General features: G+C 69.0%; 24 protein-coding genes. All 24 read left to right on the forward strand.

Features of this window, described 5'->3' with window-relative positions:
* Positions 1-65 precede the first annotated feature (65 nt).
* Positions 66-431 (forward strand): hypothetical protein, encoded by a 366-nt coding sequence (locus BM272_RS10325; RefSeq protein WP_093428719.1) that lies wholly within the window; start codon positions 66-68, stop codon positions 429-431.
* Positions 431-658, forward strand: coding sequence for a gpW family head-tail joining protein (gene gpW / locus BM272_RS10330; RefSeq protein WP_093428720.1), 228 nt, complete (start codon positions 431-433; stop codon positions 656-658). The genes BM272_RS10325 and gpW overlap by 1 nt, the downstream gene beginning before the upstream one ends.
* On the forward strand, positions 655-2094 hold the full coding sequence (locus BM272_RS10335) for a phage portal protein (protein WP_093428721.1): 1440 nt from the start codon (positions 655-657) through the stop codon (positions 2092-2094). The genes gpW and BM272_RS10335 overlap by 4 nt, the downstream gene beginning before the upstream one ends.
* Positions 2087-3376 carry a S49 family peptidase gene (locus BM272_RS14205; protein ID WP_093428722.1) on the forward strand — a complete coding sequence of 430 codons (1290 nt, stop codon included), beginning with the start codon at positions 2087-2089 and terminating at the stop codon, positions 3374-3376. Before BM272_RS10335 ends, BM272_RS14205 begins: the two co-directional genes overlap by 8 nt.
* Positions 3377-3391: 15 nt before the next feature.
* Positions 3392-3727, forward strand: coding sequence for a head decoration protein (locus tag BM272_RS10345; RefSeq protein WP_093428723.1), 336 nt, complete (start codon positions 3392-3394; stop codon positions 3725-3727).
* Positions 3728-3739: 12 nt separating this feature from the next.
* Entirely contained in the window at positions 3740-4735 is a 996-nt protein-coding gene (locus BM272_RS10350; RefSeq protein ID WP_093428724.1) for a major capsid protein, read from the forward strand.
* A gap of 64 nt (positions 4736-4799) precedes the next feature.
* Complete coding sequence (locus tag BM272_RS10355; RefSeq protein WP_093428725.1) at positions 4800-5156, forward strand: hypothetical protein; 357 nt, start codon at positions 4800-4802, stop codon at positions 5154-5156.
* 3 nt (positions 5157-5159) lie between these two features.
* Positions 5160-5702: a phage tail protein gene (locus BM272_RS10360; protein WP_093428726.1), complete on the forward strand. Its 543-nt coding sequence runs from the start codon at positions 5160-5162 to the stop codon at positions 5700-5702.
* A 54-nt stretch (positions 5703-5756) separates the two neighbouring features.
* Positions 5757-6254 carry a hypothetical protein gene (locus BM272_RS10365; RefSeq protein ID WP_093428727.1) on the forward strand — a complete coding sequence of 166 codons (498 nt, stop codon included), beginning with the start codon at positions 5757-5759 and terminating at the stop codon, positions 6252-6254.
* Entirely contained in the window at positions 6251-6877 is a 627-nt protein-coding gene (locus BM272_RS10370) for a phage baseplate assembly protein V (RefSeq protein WP_093428728.1), read from the forward strand. The genes BM272_RS10365 and BM272_RS10370 overlap by 4 nt, the downstream gene beginning before the upstream one ends.
* Position 6878: 1 nt before the next feature.
* Complete coding sequence (locus BM272_RS10375) at positions 6879-7070, forward strand: hypothetical protein (RefSeq protein WP_093428729.1); 192 nt, start codon at positions 6879-6881, stop codon at positions 7068-7070.
* A 2-nt stretch (positions 7071-7072) separates the two neighbouring features.
* Entirely contained in the window at positions 7073-7408 is a 336-nt protein-coding gene (locus BM272_RS10380; RefSeq protein ID WP_093428730.1) for a GPW/gp25 family protein, read from the forward strand.
* On the forward strand, positions 7405-8325 hold the full coding sequence (locus BM272_RS10385) for a baseplate assembly protein (protein WP_093428731.1): 921 nt from the start codon (positions 7405-7407) through the stop codon (positions 8323-8325). The genes BM272_RS10380 and BM272_RS10385 overlap by 4 nt, the downstream gene beginning before the upstream one ends.
* Positions 8318-8944: a phage tail protein I gene (locus BM272_RS10390; RefSeq protein WP_093428732.1), complete on the forward strand. Its 627-nt coding sequence runs from the start codon at positions 8318-8320 to the stop codon at positions 8942-8944. Before BM272_RS10385 ends, BM272_RS10390 begins: the two co-directional genes overlap by 8 nt.
* 9 nt (positions 8945-8953) lie before the next feature.
* On the forward strand, positions 8954-10015 hold the full coding sequence (locus tag BM272_RS10395) for a phage tail protein (RefSeq protein ID WP_093428733.1): 1062 nt from the start codon (positions 8954-8956) through the stop codon (positions 10013-10015).
* A gap of 1 nt (position 10016) precedes the next feature.
* Positions 10017-10337, forward strand: coding sequence for a hypothetical protein (locus BM272_RS10400; RefSeq protein ID WP_093428734.1), 321 nt, complete (start codon positions 10017-10019; stop codon positions 10335-10337).
* A 3-nt stretch (positions 10338-10340) separates the two neighbouring features.
* Positions 10341-11393, forward strand: a complete 1053-nt coding sequence (locus BM272_RS10405; protein ID WP_093428735.1) for a phage major tropism determinant — start codon at positions 10341-10343, stop codon at positions 11391-11393.
* On the forward strand, positions 11386-11781 hold the full coding sequence (locus tag BM272_RS10410; RefSeq protein ID WP_093428736.1) for a four helix bundle protein: 396 nt from the start codon (positions 11386-11388) through the stop codon (positions 11779-11781). Before BM272_RS10405 ends, BM272_RS10410 begins: the two co-directional genes overlap by 8 nt.
* A 290-nt stretch (positions 11782-12071) precedes the next feature.
* Positions 12072-13112 carry an RNA-directed DNA polymerase gene (locus tag BM272_RS10415; protein ID WP_093428737.1) on the forward strand — a complete coding sequence of 347 codons (1041 nt, stop codon included), beginning with the start codon at positions 12072-12074 and terminating at the stop codon, positions 13110-13112.
* Between the two features lie 372 nt (positions 13113-13484).
* Complete coding sequence (locus BM272_RS13590; RefSeq protein ID WP_143613239.1) at positions 13485-14204, forward strand: hypothetical protein; 720 nt, start codon at positions 13485-13487, stop codon at positions 14202-14204.
* 130 nt (positions 14205-14334) lie between these two features.
* Positions 14335-15552 (forward strand): phage tail sheath C-terminal domain-containing protein, encoded by a 1218-nt coding sequence (locus tag BM272_RS10420; RefSeq protein WP_093428738.1) that lies wholly within the window; start codon positions 14335-14337, stop codon positions 15550-15552.
* Between the two features lie 3 nt (positions 15553-15555).
* Positions 15556-16062 (forward strand): phage major tail tube protein, encoded by a 507-nt coding sequence (locus tag BM272_RS10425; RefSeq protein ID WP_093428739.1) that lies wholly within the window; start codon positions 15556-15558, stop codon positions 16060-16062.
* A gap of 13 nt (positions 16063-16075) precedes the next feature.
* On the forward strand, positions 16076-16324 hold the full coding sequence (locus BM272_RS10430) for a hypothetical protein (protein ID WP_093428740.1): 249 nt from the start codon (positions 16076-16078) through the stop codon (positions 16322-16324).
* Positions 16317-16559, forward strand: coding sequence for a phage tail assembly protein (locus BM272_RS10435; protein WP_093428741.1), 243 nt, complete (start codon positions 16317-16319; stop codon positions 16557-16559). Before BM272_RS10430 ends, BM272_RS10435 begins: the two co-directional genes overlap by 8 nt.
* The last annotated feature ends 29 nt before the right edge of the window (positions 16560-16588 follow it).

The following is a 16588-nucleotide window of genomic DNA, read 5'->3' on the forward strand; positions in this document are numbered from 1 at the left end:
GCCCCCCGGACTCCCTCCCGGCCCGCTCCCCATCATCCCGGGCAGCATAGGGATCGAGGGGCCGCATGAGCGACCAGCCGCAGACCGCCGACAGCCCGATTCACGCCCAGGTAGCGGAGCTACGGGCGCGGATGGATGGACAGGCCGCAGACCATGACCGCATCCGCGAGGAGATTGCCCGGGAGCGTGAGACCCGGGAGAGCGAGGTCGGCGCCCTTCGCACCGAGATCAGCGAAGAGGCGCGGGGCCGCCAGGACGACTACCGGGGACTGATGAGCCACATCCAGGGCCTGGAGAGCCGATTCGGCACCCTGGAGGGCAAGATCAACCGGATGATCTGGGCGGTCGGCCTGGTCGGCGCGACCATCGCCGTCATCGGCGGCCTCATCCTCTGGGTCATCCAGGTCGGCAACGGTGTGGGGATCCTCTGATGGCCACTCAGGCAGACCTCGACGCCATCGACGCGGCCATCACCCGGATCATCACCGGCGAACAGGTGACCCAGGTGAGCTATGAGGGGTATACCGCTCAGTTCACCAGCGCGTCCCTGCCGCAGCTGCGCGCCGAGCGCGCCCGCGTGGCCCAGCTGGTCGCCGCCGAGGACGGCACCCGCCGCCGGCCCCGCGTCCTGCGTAGTCGCTACCGGAGCGGTCTATGACGCGGCTCGCTACCGTCCGCGCCCCCCGGCGGCCCCAGGCTGCCGCCGCCGACTGGCTGCCGCAGGCGCGGATCTATGACGCCAGCGCCACCGGCCGCCGCCTCGGCGGGTGGGACGCCCCGGCCGCCTCCCCGCGCCGCGCCGCGATTGCGGAGATCGACCGCATCCGCCGCCGCTCCCGCGCGGCCGCCCGCAATTCCCCCTGGATCCGCCGGGGGCTCGACGCTGCGGTGGCCGACGAGATCGGCACCGGCATCGTCCCCCGCTTCCGCGCCCCGGATGGCTATGGCGAGGCCATGCGGCAGCTGTACCGGCAGTGGCTGCCGCATGCGGACGCCGACGGCGCGCTCGACTTCTACGGCCTCATGGCCCTGGCGGTCCGGTCCCGCCGCGAGTCCGGCGAGGTCTTCGCTCGCATCCGCCGCCGCCGGCAGAGCGACGGCCTGCCCGTCCCGCTCCAGATCCAGCTCCTGGAGGCCGACTACTGCCCCGCCCACTACCACCGGGACCTGGGCGGCGGGCGCGAGATCGTAAGCGGAATCGAGCTGGACGTCATCGGCCGCCGGGTCGCCTACTGGATGCACCGCCGGCACCCCGACGACGGCGGCCACCTGGCCGACCTGGTGCGCGTACCGGCCGACGAGGTGATCCACCTCTACCGCCCCCTGCGCCCCGGGCAGCTGCGCGGCGAGCCGGAGACCACCCAGGCCCTGGTCCGCGCCTACCAGTACGACCAGTACGACGACGCGGAGCTGGAGCGGAAGAAGACCCGCGCCGCGTACACCGGGACCATCGAGCGCCCCGACCCCGGCGAGAACGACTGGCAGTACGACCCGATCACCGGCGAGGAGCTGGGCTACGACGCCGCCGGCGACCCGGTTACCGAGACGCAGCCGGGGCAGTTCACCGCCCTGCTGCCGGGCGAAAAGATCAATCTCTTTGAGGGCGACAACACCGGCAGCGGATACAAAGATTTCAGCCGCCACCAGCTCTTGGGCATCGCCGCCGGCCTCGGCATGCCGGTGGAGGTCATCAGCCAGGACTACAGCAACATCAACGACCGCACTTGGCGCGCGACGGTGCAGCAGTACCGGCGCGAGCTGGAGCAGGTGCGCGAGCAGCAGACCATCCACCAGTTCTGCCGCCCCATCATCCAGGCCTGGATCGACCGCGCCGTCCTCTCCGGCGCCCTGCGCGTGCCGGACTACGGCGAGCGCCGGGCCCAGTACCAGCGCGTGGAGTGGCGCCCGCAGGCCTGGCCGCACATCCACCCGCTGCAGGACGTCCAGGCCGACAAGAAGGCCGTGGATGCCGGCTTCGACAGCCGTCAGTCGGTGGTGGCCCGGCGCGGCCGGGACGCCGAAGACGTAGACCAGGAGCGCGCTGAGGATCTGGCGCGCGAGGAATCCCTCGGACTCGGAGAAAACGATGAGTGAATCGACCAGCCTACTCGCCCGGCTGTTCCGCCGGGGCCGTGGCGGCGACCTGGTGGGCGAGCTGTACAGCCGCGCCATGGGGCAGCCGCTGCTCGTGGACCCGGAGAGCGGCCAGGCCCTGCTCTCCGCCTACCTGCGCGGGCCCTCGCCCACGCCGGACCGGGAGGACTCCGACCTCCTCCAGCGCCACGGTCAGATCGGCGTCATCGACGTCTCCGGCCCGCTGGTCCACCGCGCCCCGGCGCAGAAGTTCTGCGCCCCGCCGAGCTACGAAGAGATCGCCGACGCGGTGGACTCCGCCGTCGACGACGCGGAACTGGCGACCGTGGTCCTCCGGCTGGACACCCCCGGCGGCGAAGCGGCCGGCACCTTCGACCTGGCGGACCGCATCCGCGCCCGCCGGGACGACAAGCGGATCATCGCCGTCATCGACGACCGCGCCCTCTCCGCCGGGTACGCCATCGCCTCCGCCGCCTCCGAGGTCTGGATCAGCCGCACCGGCCGGGCCGGCTCCATCGGCGTGGTGACCTACCACGTCGACCAGTCCGGGTTGAATGAAGCCCTCGGGGTGCGGGTGGAGTACATCTACGCCGGCGAGCGCAAGGTCGACGGCAATCCCCATCAGCCCCTGGGTGACGAGGCCCGCAGCCAGATCCAGGGCGAGATCGACCGCCTCTACGACCTCTTCGTCGAGACCGTAGCCGCCGGCCGGCCCGCCCTGGGCGCCGACGGCGCCCGGGCCACCCAGGCGGCCGTCTACGGCGGCCAGCGCGCCGTGGACGCCGGCCTCGCCGACCGGGTCGGCACCCTGCGCGAGCTGCTGGAGGAGTACACCGCCTCCACCGCCGACGGCCCCTCCGTCACCCGGATGGAGGCGGCCGCCGAGCCGGCCCCGGATGCCGAGCCCGCGCCCGCCGCCGCTCAGCCGGACCAGCCTGCCCCGCCGACCCTGGAGGGCACCGGCGAGGGCGAGCCCCTGGCCGAGCTCCCCGATCAGCCGGCCGCGCCGGCGACCGAGGCAGACCCGACCGCCCCGGCCCTGACCGACAGCCAGACCGCCGAGATCCGCGCCGTCTGTGCCGCCGCCGGCCTGGCCGACGTGGCCGACGACTACATCCAGGCCGGGACCGACCCCGAGCGCGTCCGCGCCGACCTGCTGGCCGCCACCGCCGACACCGGCCCGGAGGTCCGCAGCGCCCGCAGCGCCGAGGGCGACACCGGCCACACCGAGCAGTACCGAGAGAGCACCGGGCTCTCCCGTGCCGCCTACGACAACGTCTAACGAGGAGACAAGACGATGCTCGAAGAAGCCATCCGCAACGGCGAGATGATCATCAGCGAGGGCCCGGGCGCGATCAGCCGGGACACCGTCACCATCGGAACCGGTAACCTCCCGGCCGGCCAGGTCCTGGGCAAGGTCACCGCCACCGGCAACTACGTCGCCTACAGCTCCGGCGCCACCGACGGCTCCGAAGTGGCGGCCGCCATCCTCTACGCCCCGGCCGACGCCAGCGGCGGCGCCGTGGACGCCGTGGCCGTGACCCGGCTCGCTGAGATCGACAGCAACGTGCTGACCGGCCTGGACGACAGCGCCACCGATCAGCTCGCCGACAACTACATCATCGTCCGGTAACGAGGAGGCCCCATGGCGACTCTCGACGTATTCAACTCCGACGCCTTCAGCGTTCGCAGCCTGACCGCGAGCGTGAACGAGACCCCGGCCGTCCCTGGCCGGATCGGCGCCCTCGGCCTCTTCGAGTCCGACGGCATCACCACCACCACCGCCCAGGTGGAGAAGCGGAAGGACGGCCTCGGCCTGGTCCCCGCCGGCCAGCGCGGCAGTGCCGCCACCCACGGCTCTGCCCCCAAGCGCCAGATGATCCCGGTTAACACCACCCACCTTCCCCAGCGCGATACCATCATGGCGGACGAGATCGCCAACATGCGCGCCTTCGGCGAGGAGTCGGAGGAGGAGATGGTCGAGCGCTACGTGCGCAGCCGTCAGGCCAGCCTCCGCCGGAATTTGGACGCTACTATCGAGTACCAGCGCGCCTCCGCTATCCAGGGCAAGATCCTGGACTCCGACGGCGCTGTCCTGGTGGACCTCCTCTCCGATTTCGACGTGGAACAGACCACGCAGGACATCAAGCTCAGCGACTCCACCACCAAGGTCCGCACCAAGGTGCTGGAGGCGAAGCGCAAGGCGGAGAAGGTCCTCGGTGGATCCCCGATCTCCGGTTGGCGAGTCCTGTGCGGGTACGAGTTCTTCGATGCCTTCATCTCCCACTCCGACGTAGAGAGCGCCTACGAGCGCTGGAACCAGGGCGAGATGCTGCGGAACGACCCCCGCAACGCCTTCCCCTTCGGCGGCGTCCAGTGGGAGGAGTACAACCACACCGTCGGCGAACGGTCCTATGTCCCCAAGGGGGAGGCCTACCTCGTCCCCGAGGGTGTCCCGGGCATGTTCATCACCCGGTTTGCCCCCGCTGACTATGTCGACTCCGTGGGTACCGTGGGCCTGCCCATGTACTCGAGCATCGAGCGCCTTCCCCACGGCAAGGGCGTCGACCTCGAGGTGCAGTCCAACCCGATCTCTCTCTGCACCCGGCCCGACGCGGTGGTGAAGATCACCAAGAGCTAGTAGCCCGCAGGGCTGATGGGCGGCCGCGGCCGCCCATCGCCGTGCGCGCTACCTGGAGCCGACCGTGATCACCGCCGCCCTCAACGCCGCCGAAGAGGCCATCATCCGCCGCCTCAGCCGCCCCGCCACCGTCGGCGGCGCGGAGGTCAGCGCGATCCTGGTCCGGGGCGACGAGGCCGGCCGGATCAGCCGCACCGGCTCCCGCGCCACCGACCACGGCCTCGCCGACGGCCCCCGGGCCACCCACATCGTCGTCCCGGCCGCCGACGGCGACGACGTCCCCGTGGGCACCGCGGTCACCGTGGACGGCGAGGACTACCTCACCGCCAAGCCGGCCACCCGCCGGGGCCAGGGCCTGGCGGTCCTCGTCCTGGAGCCGGCGGCCGAGACCGACGACCCCAGCGGCACCGTCTGGAGGTAACCCGTGGCCCGCCCCATGGAGATCCGCGCCGACTGGACCGAGCGCAGCCGCAAGCAGGTGGAGGCGCTGGGCGGACAATCCAGCAGGGCAGTAGAGGCCGCCGCCGCCAGAGCGGCGTCCAAGACTGCCCGCTGGCTGCGGGGCCAAATCTCTCGGAGCGTGGCCAAGGAGTTCAACGTCAGCTCCCGAGCAATCGGGAAAAACCGCATCGTTACCAGCCAGGATCGAAAGCGGGGGGAGGCGAAGCTCTGGATCGGCACCATCGACGTCCCGGTCCATCACCTGGGCCGCGTCGAGTGGTCTCGCCGCATGCGTGGTGCCCGGGTCGGCCGCCGCCAGTTCCGGGGCTCGTTCGCGCCATGGGGTGACGGCTACCCGGTATTCCGCCGCTCCTCGAAGAAGAGGCTGCCGATCAACGTCGAGACGATCAGCATTCACGAGGCCGCGCAGGAAACCGTGGACCGCCTCACTGCCCGTGCGAGCCGTAGGTTTGGCGTACTACTGCAGCAGGAGCTCAACTACGAGATGGCCAAGGCCTTCGACTGACCCTGACCCCCGCCCCCCGGACCCATTGCCCGCCCCGCGCCTACCGTCGCGGGCATGACGACCCTGGCCGAGCAGCATGACGCGATCCTGAAGACCCTCCGCGATGGCCTCCCCCAGCTGGCCACGGTGGAGGCCTACAGCCCGGGCGATGCCATCGACACCCCGGCCGCCCTCCTGGAGCTGGAGGTCATCGAAGAGGACCCCGGCGAGAACGACGGCAGCGACCGCGTGCCGCTGCGCTGCACATGGACCGTCCACTGTGTGCTCTCCACCCGCACGCCGAACGTCCAGCGCGAGATCCGCGCCATGGCCGCGCAGATCCTCGGGATGATCCGGCGCCAGCGCTGGGGCGGCCTGCCCGTGCGCCCGCCGGAGCAGATCCAGGGCGGCCCGGGCGAGATCAGCCAGGGCCCGCACGGCTACGAGAGCTGGTATCTCACCTGGGAACAGGTCCTGTACCTGGGTGACGACGTCTGGCTAGGCGACCCGCCGGAGATCGACACCGTCTACATCTCCGCCCAGGGCGACGAATACGAGGAAAACGACGTATGACGGGCGAGCGGGAGCTGATCGACCTCGCCCGCCGCCTCTCCCGGATCGTCATGGTGGGCACGGTGGAGGAAGTCACCGCGAAGCCCCCGCGCGCCCGGGTGCGCATCGGCGACGCCGTGACCGCCCCCCTCCTGTGGGTGAATGCCCGGGCCGGCGACACCCGAACATGGGACCCGCCGAGCATCGGTGAGCAGGTGCTCCTCCTCTCCCCCTCCGGCCGCACCGAGCAGGGCGTCGTCGTAGCCGGCATCTACGGCCCGGACGGCGAGGCCAACGGCTCCAGCCTGACCGAGGCGCGCACCGACTACCCCGACGGCTCCTGGGAGACCCACGACGAAGAGGCCGGCGACCGGGGGCTCAAGATCACCGGCAACGCCACCATCTCGGTCGACGGCGACGTGACCGTCATCACCAAGGGCAACGCCACCGTCCAGGCCGACGGCAACGTCGAGGCCGAGGCCGGCGGCGACGTCCTGGCCACCGCCGGCGGCAAGGCGGTGGTCGACGCGCCCGCGATCGAGCTGGGCGGCACCGACGGGGAGGTCGTCACCACCGCGCACCCGTGCGCCTACACCGGGTCTAGCCACATGAAGGGATCCAGCATCGTGAAGGCGGGAGGCTGATATGGCGCTCGATGAATCGTCCCTGCAATCCGCCATTGAGACCAAGCTGGAGGCCGCTGGCTTCAATCTCGACGTCGGCGAAGCCAGCGCCATGGCCCAGGCCGTGGCCGAGGCCACGGTCGAGCACATCACTGCAAACGCCGAGGTCGTGATCCCCTCTGGGTCCTCGGCCGGCACCTACTCGGTGAGCTGACCATGGCCCTGGACCGACACACCGGCAAGGCGATCACGACCGAGGAGGAGCGGATCCGGCAGTCCATCGCCGACATCCTCACCACCCGGCGCGGCACCCGGGTCATGCGCCGCGAGTACGGCAGCGACCTCCCGGCCCTCATCGACGGCCCCATCAGCCCGGAGACGGAACTGGACCTCTACGCCGCCGCCGTGGACGCCATCGAGCGCTGGGAGCCCGCCGTCAAGGTCAGCAACGTGCAGCTCCGCTATGAAGAGGGCGGAGCCGTCCTGGAGTGCGACTTGCGGCGCCGTGACACCGGTGCGGCCCTGGTCGTCGGCGTGGAGGCCCGGCAGTGAGCGTGATCGACCTCTCCCAGCTGCCCGCGCCCGACGTCGTCGAGGATCTGAGCTATGAGGAGATCCTGGAGCAGCGGAAGGGGAAGTTCCTGGCTCTCGTCCTGGAGACCAACGGCGAGGACGCGCGGGACAGCTGGGCCCGCGCCCTGGAGCGAGATTCGGAGCCGATTACCAAGCTCCTCCAGGAGAACGCCTACCGCGAGCTGAACTTGCGCCAGCGCGTGAACGATTCCGCCCGCGCCCGGATGCTGGCCTACGCCACCGACGACGACCTGGATCACATAGCCGCCGACTACAACGTCGAGCGCCAGGTGATCGACGAGGGAGACGAGGACGCGACCCCCCCTGTACCGCCGACCTACGAGTCCGACGACTCCCTGCGCCTTCGCGCCCAGCAGGCCTGGGAGGGCCTGAGTGTGGCCGGCCCGCGCCAGTCCTACGAGTACCACGCCCGCTCGGCGGACGGCCGGGTCGCGGACGTCTCGGCCACCTCGCCGGCCGGCGCCGAGGTGGTGGTCACCGTCCTCTCCACCGAGGGAGACGGCACCGCCTCCGCCGACCTGCTCACCGCCGTCGACGACGCTCTCTCTCCGGACGACGTGCGGCCCCTGGCCGACCTGCTCACGGTGCAGTCGGCCACGATCGTCGAGTACGCCGTGGACGCCACCCTCTACGTCTACCCCGGCCCCGAGCAGGACCCGATCCTGGAGGCCGCCGAGGCCTCGCTGCAGGAGTACGTAAGCCAGCAGCAGCGGCTCGGCCGCGATATTCGGATCTCCGCCCTCCACGCCGCCCTCCACGTCGAGGGCGTGCAGCGCGTGGAGCTGGCCAGCCCCGCCGCCGACGTGGTCCTGGACAACACCCAGGCCGCGTACTGCACGGGCACGACGGTAGCGATCGGCGGCAGCGATGAGTGACGACCGCGCCCCCATTCTGCCGAGCAACGCCACCCCGCTGGAGCGCGCGGCGGCCGAGGCCCTGGCGGAGATCCAGCGCGTGCCCATCCCGCTGCGGGACATCTGCACCCCCGAGGGCTGCCCCGAGCGCCTGCTCCCCTACCTCGCCTGGGCCGTCAGCGTCGACCGGTGGGACCCGACCTGGAGCGAGGCCACCAAGCGGGGCGTGATCCGCGCGAGTTGGGACGTCCACCGCCACAAGGGGACGATCTCGGCGCTGCGCCGCGTCGTCGAGCCGCTGGGCTACCTCCTGGAGGTGATCGAGTGGTTCGAGACCGACCCGCCCGGACCGCGCGGCACCGCGGCCCTCAAGATCGGCGTCCGCGACACCGGCATCACCCCGACGATGTATGAAGAGCTGGAGCGGCTGATCGACGACGCCCGCCCGGTCAGCCGCCACATCACCGGCCTGGACCTCGCCGGCGAGACCCGGGGCACCCACTACTACGCCGCGGCCGTCTACGACGGCGACGTGACCGCCGTCATGCCGTATCAGCCCCAGACCGTGACCGTGAGCGGCGCCCACCACTACGGGGCGGCGCTGGACGGCGAGGACTCCGCGACCGTCTACCCCGCATAGGAGCAGATCATGGCCACCTTCTACACCATCCTGACCGACGTCGGGCAGAACAAGATCGCCAACGCCATCGCCGTGGGCGAGACCATCGAGATCACCGACCTGGCCGTGGGCGACGGCGACGGATCCCTGCCGACGCCCGACTCCAGCTTCGAGTCCCTGGTCAACGAGGTCCGCCGGGCGAGCATCAACTCCAGCCAGACCGACCCGGATAACCCGAGCTGGATCGTGGTCGAGCAGGTCCTGCCGCCGGACGTCGGCGGCTGGACGATCCGCGAGGTGGGGATCTTCGACGTCGACGGCGATCTGATTGCCTACGGCAACTACCCGGAGACCTACAAGCCGGTCCTCGACGAGGGCAGCAGCCGCACTCAGACGGTCCGGTTCATCACCGAGGTCTCGGACACCAGCGCCGTCACCCTCAAGGTCGACGCCTCCGTGGTCCTGGCCACCCGCGAGCTCGTCCAGCGCGAGGCCCGGGCCGACTACATCACCGACGCCACCCTCGCCTCCGGCGTCAGTACCGGCGACGCCGTCTACTGGGACCACGACGCCGGCGAGTACAAGCGCGCCATCGCCGACGGCTCGGCCGCCTCCCACCCCGTCGGACTGGCCGATGCCGTGAACGGCCGCGTCTACTCCGGCGGGCTGGCCGAGGGCCTGCTTACCGGCCTCACCGCCGGCGCCACCTACTACCTCAGCGGATCCGACGCCGGCGCGCTGATCACGGACCGGCCGGCGTACCCGGTAGAGGTGGGCGTGGCCCACGGCGCCGAGAGCCTGCGGATCGGCATCCACGCCGACACCCTGCGCCGCGAGAGCACCGGCGACCCCAACGGCAACCTCGCCGCCGATCGCCTCTACGAGGCCGCCTGGGACACCTCCACCGCCACCCCGGTCCTCTACCTCTCCACCGAGGCCGACGGCACCGTGGACGGCACCACCTGGACCCCGGCCGCGGACCTCTGGGCCGCGCTCTCGGCGTCCGGCGCCGGGTCTGCCCTGGCCACGTTCAGCGACGCCAAGCGCTTCACCCGGGACGCCGACGGTCAAATCTACCTGGAGGACTACTGAGATGATTGGGAATCCCCGACACCGCCGTACCCTGCATGACTGGCAGGTCGCCCACTCCATGGCCCTCTCCGGCGAGATGCCCACGGCGAAGATGGCCGAGGAGTGGCGCCGCCTCCGAGATGGACGATTCGCCTACTTCTTCGACCGCGAGCTGGGGGCCGACGAGAACCCGGACGGCGACCCACCGGAGTACATCGTCCTGACCGACGAGGACGGCGCCCGCCGTCAGCAGCGTCGGCAGGAGGATCCGAACAGCGAACTATCCCGCCTGGGCCTGACGGCCGCAGACGTGGACGCCTACATCGCCGAACTGGAGGCCTGACCCATGCGCATGATCACCGCAGACGGCCCGGCCGCCCTGGAGCAGGCTGGGCACGTCGAAAAGAGCGACAACGGCGACCTTCTCAACACCCCGGAGGCCGCGATCAACATCGGCGGACTGGCTGGCCAGGGTTACCGGCTGGACGCGGTCACCGACCTAGACCCCACGACCGAGGAAGACGGCACCGTTACCAGCCTGGCAGTGGGCGACGACGTGTACTTCTACGCCGTCCCCTCCGGCGTCGGGGACGGCCGCGCCAACCTGGTCGCATCGAAGAACGCCACCACGCCCGACGGGTTCACGGCGGCCACGAGCCGGAAGTTCAGCGGCTTCCACTTCGGCCGAACCCGCCCCCTGGACGACGCCCACGCCCACGTGAAGACCTACACCCCCGCCGAGGAGATCGTCTGGAACTCGGTCTGGGACCTTCTCAACCGCCCCTCCGCACCACCGGAGGGGATGGTCCGGCTGCCGTCCGGGTGGTGGGTCACCATCTACCTGCTCTCGGTGGGCTCCGGAAGCGGCGCGAACGTCGTGCCCGTGAGCCGGTACAACGCCACCCCGATCAAGGACGACGTCTACGCCCGCCGGGATCTCGGCATCATCGCCGGCCGGGGCGGTTATGTCCTCCCGTGGGCGGGTCTCTTCGACGAGTACGCCGAGGGCGCCCCCGAGGGAGAGGACGCTGCCAACGACACGGCCTGGGCCGATACCAGCAATTCTGGGCCCGCGACTACCGGCGCCGTCGCCAAGGCCGTCAGCTCCCACAACGTGGTCGACGCCGTCGGCAACCTCTGGGACTGGCTGGACAACCAGCACAACACGGGGACGAACTACTCCGACGACCGGACCGTGGTCGAAGTCGGCATGTACTCCGCCGACCTGCGCGGCGAGGTTTACCACGACAACTGGCGCTCCGCCATCGGCGGCGGCGACTTCGACGACGGCTCCCGCGGCGGGGCCGGCTGCGTGTACTGGAATGCGAAACCGTGGGTCGCGAATGGCTATGTCGGGGTGCGTGGCGCCAGTGGCCCCCTGAGGGCACGCAGTGCCTGAGCCGGCCGCCCGGCAGGGCGGCCTTGAACTCCAGGCGCGGGCCGAGGAGCTGTGGCACGAGCTGGCGGGGCCAATTCAGCGCATCCCCAGATCCCACCGCTACCGCACCGGCGCCGACCTGGAGGACCAGCTCCGCCATCTGGTGGACCTGGTCATCGAGGCCGCGAGCTCCGGGCAGCCTAGCCGGGTCTACCGTCTACACGAGCAGACCCGAAAGGTGGAGTGGCGGCTCGCGGCGGCGGCAAAGCAGGGGCTATTGCGCCCCGCCGCCGTCGGCCGCGTCTCCCGCCCTCCAGTAGAAGACGACCCGCGAGACCGTGGCGGCACCCTCTATCAGATCAAGGCGATGGTCGGTGCCTGGCGGGAGCGGGTCAAAAGCAAGGGCTGAGAGGGTTTCGGCGCTCCGCCATCGGCGGCGGCAACTTCGACAACGGCTCCCGCGGCGGGGCCGGCTGCGTGAACTGGAATACGAAACCGTGGAACGCGAATGGCAATGTCGGGGTGCGTGGCGCCAGTGACCACCATTTGAGAGGGCGCCGAACGGTCGGCGTCACCCAGAATCCCTCAGGGGGTCAGCTTCTCAGTCCCGGTGCCCGCAGGGCGCCAAACCGATCCGGGCGGGCCGGCGCGAGTAGGGAGACCGAAAGCCCCGGCCCGCTTTTTTGAGGAGGAGAACGCATGGGCAGGAAGGCCAAGAACCTCATCGAAGAGATCGCGCACTGGGACAACCTCGTCGCAGCTCATCGGCTATGCCGGCGCGGAAAGAGCGGGAGCCAGGAGGTAGCCCGATTCGACGCCGACCTGTGGACCCACCTCGGAGCCCTTCAGAACGAAATGCTCTGGAGCATGTATCGGGTGGGTGATTACCGGCATTTCCGCGTCTACGACCCCAAGCGGAGAGACATTGCCGCCGCCCCGTACCGCGACCGGGTTGCCATGCAGGCGGTCTGCCGAGTTTGTGAGCCCATCTGGACCCGAGCGCTCATTGCCGATACCTACGCCTGTGTTCGCGGGCGCGGCGCCTATCAGGCCGTCTTCCGGCTTCAGCAGTGGATGCGCCGTTATCGGCGCCGGGGCGAATCGGCCTGGGCCCTGCACATCGACGTTTCCAAGTTCTTCGACAGCGTCCCGCACTCGGTCGCCAAGCGCGTCATCCGCAAGCGCATCGCATGCCGCCGCACGCTCGCCGTACTGGACGAGGTCATAGATAGCGCGGAGCCAGGCGGCCCGGCCGTCGGCCTTGGGACCGGGAACCTGCCCAGCCAATGGATCGGCAACCTGGTGCTGAATGAGGTCGACCAGAAGGCCAAGCGCGAGATGGGCGTGCGCCATTACATGCGGTACATGGACGACATCCTGGTCCTGAGCAGCGACCGCGCCCAGCTCCGGGCCTGGCGCGACCAGATAGAACAAGAGCTGGCGGCCCTGGGCCTGCGCGCCGGGAAAGTGAACATCAGCCGAGCCGAGGGCGTGACCTACGTCGGCTATCGAGTCTGGCCGCACGCATTCCGGGTAAAAGGCCAGACTCTTCGCCGCATCCGCCGACAGATGCGCGGCCTGAGGAACAGCCGGGAGGAGGGACGAGTAAGCCCGGCCGCCGCGCGGGACACCCTCCAATCCTGGAGGGCGCACCTCATCCAGGGTCAGTGCCGGGGATTCTGGCTGCGGCGGGTGGGTGAGTGGCGCCGGGCCTCTGCCCGAGACACCCCCTCCGAGTAACCGCCGCCCCTACTCCGCCCGGCGGGCGCGTGCGCCCGCTGCGAGGATTTACCCTATTCGTATTGCGCAGAGATAGTGGATGGCCCGATGCTTATGCGCGGCGCTCCTTGCATCCACGGCTTACCCAAGTCGCTTCTGGCGACATCGTCAATCAGCCTCTCTGGCGAGTATCCCGGTCTTGCCCCGCCGGAAGTATGTAGCACCAGAAGATGATCACCCGATCCATCGTCTGTCGTCTTCCCCCGAATCTTCGCCGGCCCTTTGTCCATGTACGTTACTTTAAGCTCGTATGGCATAATCCCTCCAGCAAGTTGGCGTTATGATGATAACATCACTAAACGACCGCGTTTTCCCGGAGAAGGGGTTGCAGCAGTGGAAGACCACAACCTCCAAGCCAAGCGTCGAAACCTGATCGTCTCGTCGGTACTTCTGACCATCTTTCACCTTGGTGGTGGCCACCCGGCCGATGACAAAACCGGGACCCTTGGCCTTATGTTCGTCTCCCTAGAGTATCCGACCGTCGCCATTGTTGGAGCCTGGGTCGCGTGGATCTACTTCGTGTGGCGCTTCTTGTCTGATGTAAGAGTGAGGTCAATCGGAGGTAATGATTCTACATCTTTCAGGATAGATCTAGCGAGGCGAATATTTACAAGCGGTGAAGATGACCAGTTGTTGTACAAGGTAGATGGATTTGAAAGGGGCAACAATCACCCGCCTTTCTTTTATGGCAATGGGGTATCATTCAAGGATGGAGAGAGAGTGCTGGATGAATCAAAAAATGGCCGCCCTCTGCCGACGCAAGGCGGAAATCAAGAGTTTGCCAAAAAGCTAAAAATAAAATACGGCCTTTTTGGAATAAAGGTGCAGGCCCGTCAGCCTAAATATCAAGGCGATGGAAGCATGAGCGAGCCATTCGTTGTCCCTTACACAAAGATCATCGCGAGAAGCGAAGAGGGGTCGCGCATACCGCCACGGATATTCCACGACGCGATCGTAAGAGACCCGGGATTTTCAGAGACAGAGATTCCGAAGGCAGTAATGTTTATGCCAGTAGGCGCACTTGTCTTCTGGGTCCTGCTCTACTGCCTGTAGGCGCAGTGCCTGGCGCGCAGGACATCTGAGGTGGTAACGCTTTAGAGCCACCACCTGACCCCCGCCCCCCGGACTCCCTAGCGCAGCGCTCCCCATTATCGCGTCAGGCTCAGCAACGAGGTGACGCGAGATGGCGGAGTCCTATCTCCACGGTGTAGAGGTCGTCGAGATCGACGGCGGCACTCGCCCGATCCGCACAGTCCGCTCGTCTACCATCGGGATCGTCGGCACCGCGCCCGACGCCGATGCGGAGGCGTTCCCCCTAGATACTCCGGTTCTGGTGGCGGGCAGCCCCACCGAGGCGGCGAAGCTCGACACCGTGGGCGATGGCGCCGGCACCCTGCCGGCGGCCATGGACCTGATCCTGGAGCAGACCGGCGCCCTGGTGGTCGTGGTCCGCGTCACCGAAGGGGCGGACGACGCCGAGACGGTGAGCAACATCATCGGCGGGACCGACTCCAGCGGCAACCGCCAGGGCGTCGAGGCCCTGCTCGATGCGCAGAGCGAGGTCGGATTTACCCCGCGCATCCTCGCGGCCCCCGGCGGCGTCGGGACCGGCTACGTCGATCGGGACGACACCACCGATGACATTACCGGCGCCCCGGTGACCACCGCCCTGGAGTCCAAGGCGCAGCAGCTGGCCGCCATGGTCTACGCCGACGGCCCGAACACCACTGATTCCGATGCGCAGACCTACCGGGACCTGTTCGGCTCCGCCCGGGTCATGGTCTGTGACCCGATGGTCCGCGTGTGGGACACCGAGGCCAGCGCCTACGTCTCCCGCTCCCTCTCCTCGGCGGCCGTTGGCCTCCGCGCCCGCGTGGACGCTGACCGGGGCTTCTGGGTGTCGATCTCCAATAACTTGATCTACGGCATCTCCGGGACCGACCGCCCGATCGATTTCACCCTGGGCGACCCGAACAGCCGCGCGAACCTCCTCAACGAGAAAGAGGTCAGCACGGTCATTCAGCAGGAGGGGTTCCGCTTCTGGGGTGGCCGCACCACCTCCAGCGATGCCAAGTGGGCGTTCGAGCCCGTCCGCCGCACGGCGGACATGGTCAACGACTCCATCCTCCGCGCCCACATGTGGGCCGTGGACCGGGGCATCACCAAGACCTTCGTCGAGGACGTGGTCGAGGGCGTGAACGAATACCTCCGCTCGCTCAAGGCGCGCGGCGCGATCCTCGGCGGCGAGGCCTGGGCCGACCCGGCGCTGAACACCGAGGACGCGCTCAAATCGGGCCACCTCTACATCGACTTCGACTTCACTCCGGTCTACCCGGCCGAGCGGATCACCTTCCGCTCCCACCTGGTGGACGGCTACCTCTCCGAAGTAATCGAGGGCTAAATCATGGCCGGAATGCCTCAGTACCTGCGCAACTGCAACGTCTGGGTGGACGGCCGCGGCTTCGCCGGCCAGTTCGACTCCCTGACGCTCCCCAAGCTCGCCATCCAGACCGAGGAATACCGGGGCGGCGGCATGGACGCCGCGGTGGAGCTGGACGTCGGCATGGAGAAGCTGGAGGCCAGCCTCTCCGTCAACCAGTACGACCCGGCCACCTTCGCGCTTCTCGGTCTCGTGCCCGGCAACATCGTGAACATCACCGCCCGCGCGGCCCTGGACCAGGACGGCGAGATCACCCCGGCCGTAGTGACGATGAACGGCGCATGGAAGGAGGTAGATTTCGGCGACTGGAAGCCCGGCGAGAAGGCGGCCAACACGTTCTCCGTCGCCTGCCGCTACTTCGCTCTGAGCATCGGCGGCACGCCGACCGTCGAGATCGACGTCCCCAACATGGTGCGGAAGCTCCAGGGCGTGGACCAGCTCGCCGAAGTCCGCAAAGCCATCGGCATGTAACTGGAGACCATCAATGGCCGACATGAACGACAAGCGCAACCAGCCCCAGACCTACATCGCCCTGCGCCCGTTCCGCGACAAGCGGACCGGCGAGGTCGTCCCCAAGGACGCCGAGGTCCAGATGAGCCGGCGCGAGGCCGCCCACCTGGAGGGCTCCCGCCTCCAGCTCAAGGGCAAGGGCGGCGGCAACAAGTCCGCCACCAAGACGGCCAAGACCGCCGAGGCCCCGACGGAGAAGGCCGAGGGGTCCACCGATGAGTAACCGCGTCACCCTGAACGACCCCATCACCGTGGACGGCCAGCAGGTCACCGAGATCGAGCTGCGCCGGCCCAAGGTCCGCGACCAGCTCCTGGCCGAGAAGTCGGGCGGCGGCCCTGGTGAGCAGGAGGTCTCCATCTTCTCCAACCTCTCCGGCCTCCCCCAGGAGGCCATCCAGGACCTGGACCTGGCCGACTACCTCCAGCTCCAGGAGGTCTACCGGGGTTTTTTCGACTAGGCGCCGGGGAGCTGAGGAAGGCCTGCGCC

The organism is Thiohalospira halophila DSM 15071 (genome assembly GCF_900112605.1).
Taxonomy (GTDB): Bacteria; Pseudomonadota; Gammaproteobacteria; order Thiohalospirales; family Thiohalospiraceae; genus Thiohalospira; species Thiohalospira halophila.

Bases quoted from the DNA above. Each gene is read 5' to 3' on its own strand.
- BM272_RS10325 (WP_093428719.1), top strand. From the start codon at position 66: ATGAGCGACCAGCCGCAGACCGCCGACAGCCCGATTCACGCCCAGGTA.
- gpW (WP_093428720.1), top strand. From the start codon at position 431: ATGGCCACTCAGGCAGACCTCGACGCCATCGACGCGGCCATCACCCGG.
- BM272_RS10335 (WP_093428721.1), top strand. From the start codon at position 655: ATGACGCGGCTCGCTACCGTCCGCGCCCCCCGGCGGCCCCAGGCTGCC.
- BM272_RS14205 (WP_093428722.1), top strand. From the start codon at position 2,087: ATGAGTGAATCGACCAGCCTACTCGCCCGGCTGTTCCGCCGGGGCCGT.
- BM272_RS10345 (WP_093428723.1), top strand. From the start codon at position 3,392: ATGCTCGAAGAAGCCATCCGCAACGGCGAGATGATCATCAGCGAGGGC.
- BM272_RS10350 (WP_093428724.1), top strand. From the start codon at position 3,740: ATGGCGACTCTCGACGTATTCAACTCCGACGCCTTCAGCGTTCGCAGC.
- BM272_RS10365 (WP_093428727.1), top strand. From the start codon at position 5,757: ATGACGACCCTGGCCGAGCAGCATGACGCGATCCTGAAGACCCTCCGC.
- BM272_RS10370 (WP_093428728.1), top strand. From the start codon at position 6,251: ATGACGGGCGAGCGGGAGCTGATCGACCTCGCCCGCCGCCTCTCCCGG.
- BM272_RS10375 (WP_093428729.1), top strand. From the start codon at position 6,879: ATGGCGCTCGATGAATCGTCCCTGCAATCCGCCATTGAGACCAAGCTG.
- BM272_RS10380 (WP_093428730.1), top strand. From the start codon at position 7,073: ATGGCCCTGGACCGACACACCGGCAAGGCGATCACGACCGAGGAGGAG.
- BM272_RS10390 (WP_093428732.1), top strand. From the start codon at position 8,318: ATGAGTGACGACCGCGCCCCCATTCTGCCGAGCAACGCCACCCCGCTG.
- BM272_RS10395 (WP_093428733.1), top strand. From the start codon at position 8,954: ATGGCCACCTTCTACACCATCCTGACCGACGTCGGGCAGAACAAGATC.
- BM272_RS10400 (WP_093428734.1), top strand. From the start codon at position 10,017: ATGATTGGGAATCCCCGACACCGCCGTACCCTGCATGACTGGCAGGTC.
- BM272_RS10405 (WP_093428735.1), top strand. From the start codon at position 10,341: ATGCGCATGATCACCGCAGACGGCCCGGCCGCCCTGGAGCAGGCTGGG.
- BM272_RS10415 (WP_093428737.1), top strand. From the start codon at position 12,072: ATGGGCAGGAAGGCCAAGAACCTCATCGAAGAGATCGCGCACTGGGAC.
- BM272_RS10420 (WP_093428738.1), top strand. From the start codon at position 14,335: ATGGCGGAGTCCTATCTCCACGGTGTAGAGGTCGTCGAGATCGACGGC.
- BM272_RS10425 (WP_093428739.1), top strand. From the start codon at position 15,556: ATGGCCGGAATGCCTCAGTACCTGCGCAACTGCAACGTCTGGGTGGAC.
- BM272_RS10430 (WP_093428740.1), top strand. From the start codon at position 16,076: ATGGCCGACATGAACGACAAGCGCAACCAGCCCCAGACCTACATCGCC.
- BM272_RS10435 (WP_093428741.1), top strand. From the start codon at position 16,317: ATGAGTAACCGCGTCACCCTGAACGACCCCATCACCGTGGACGGCCAG.